Genomic DNA, 1,317 nt, shown 5'->3' on the forward strand with positions numbered 1-1,317 from the left:
GCCATTTTTGAATGACAATGCGAATAGATACAGACAAACAAATGAATTTACTTAGTGATAAGAACGTTGCAATAATTGGTGGTGGACCCGTTGGACTGACTATGGCAAAATTATTACAGCAAAACGGCATAGACGTTTCAGTTTACGAAAGAGACAACGACCGAGAGGCAAGAATTTTTGGTGGAACCCTTGACCTACACAAAGGTTCAGGTCAGGAAGCAATGAAAAAAGCGGGATTGTTACAAACTTATTATGACTTAGCCTTACCAATGGGTGTAAATATTGCTGATAAAAAAGGCAATATTTTATCCACAAAAAATGTAAAGCCCGAAAATCGATTTGACAATCCTGAAATAAACAGAAATGACTTAAGGGCTATCTTGTTGAATAGTTTAGAAAACGACACGGTTATTTGGGATAGAAAACTTGTTATGCTTGAACCTGGTAAGAAGAAGTGGACACTAACTTTTGAGAATAAACCGAGTGAAACAGCAGATTTGGTTATTCTTGCCAATGGCGGGATGTCCAAGGTAAGAAAATTTGTTACCGACACGGAAGTTGAAGAAACAGGTACTTTCAATATACAAGCCGATATTCATCAACCAGAGATAAACTGTCCTGGATTTTTTCAGCTATGCAATGGAAACCGGCTAATGGCATCTCACCAAGGTAATTTATTATTTGCTAACCCCAATAATAATGGTGCATTGCATTTTGGAATAAGTTTTAAAACACCTGATGAATGGAAAAACCAAACGCAGGTAGATTTTCAAAACAGAAATAGTGTCGTTGATTTTCTTCTGAAAGAATTTTCCGATTGGGACGAACGCTACAAAGAATTGATTCATACGACGTTGTCATTTGTAGGATTGGCTACACGGATATTTCCTTTAGAAAAGCCTTGGAAAAGCAAGCGCCCATTACCCATAACAATGATTGGGGATGCCGCACATTTGATGCCGCCTTTTGCAGGGCAGGGAGTAAATAGTGGGTTGGTGGATGCCTTGATATTGTCTGATAATCTAGCCGATGGAAAATTTAATAGCATTGAAGAGGCTGTTAAAAATTATGAACAGCAAATGTTTATCTATGGCAAAGAAGCACAAGAAGAATCAACTCAAAACGAAATTGAAATGTTTAAACCCGACTTTACGTTTCAGCAATTGTTAAATGTATAAAATGGAATAAAACGGCACATAACAAACAAATTGGCAATAGAGCCGGTGAAGTACTTCTATTGAACTTTTGTGCAATGTTGAAGATTAGTAATTCTATTCAACATTTGTGCTAAAAGTCGGCTCCATCGCCAATTTGCCA

Annotated in this window: 1 protein-coding gene; it reads left to right on the forward strand. The window is 37.3% G+C overall.

Going from position 1 to position 1,317, the window contains the following annotated elements; genetic code table 11:
• Positions 1 to 11 precede the first annotated feature (11 nt).
• Positions 12 to 1,178 (forward strand): tetracycline-inactivating monooxygenase Tet(X), encoded by a 1,167-nt coding sequence (gene tet(X) / locus U9S71_RS20885; protein WP_005783159.1) that lies wholly within the window; start codon positions 12 to 14, stop codon positions 1,176 to 1,178.
• The last annotated feature ends 139 nt before the right edge of the window (positions 1,179 to 1,317 follow it).

This window comes from Parapedobacter flavus, assembly GCF_035818675.1.
Taxonomy (GTDB): domain Bacteria; phylum Bacteroidota; class Bacteroidia; order Sphingobacteriales; family Sphingobacteriaceae; genus Parapedobacter; species Parapedobacter flavus.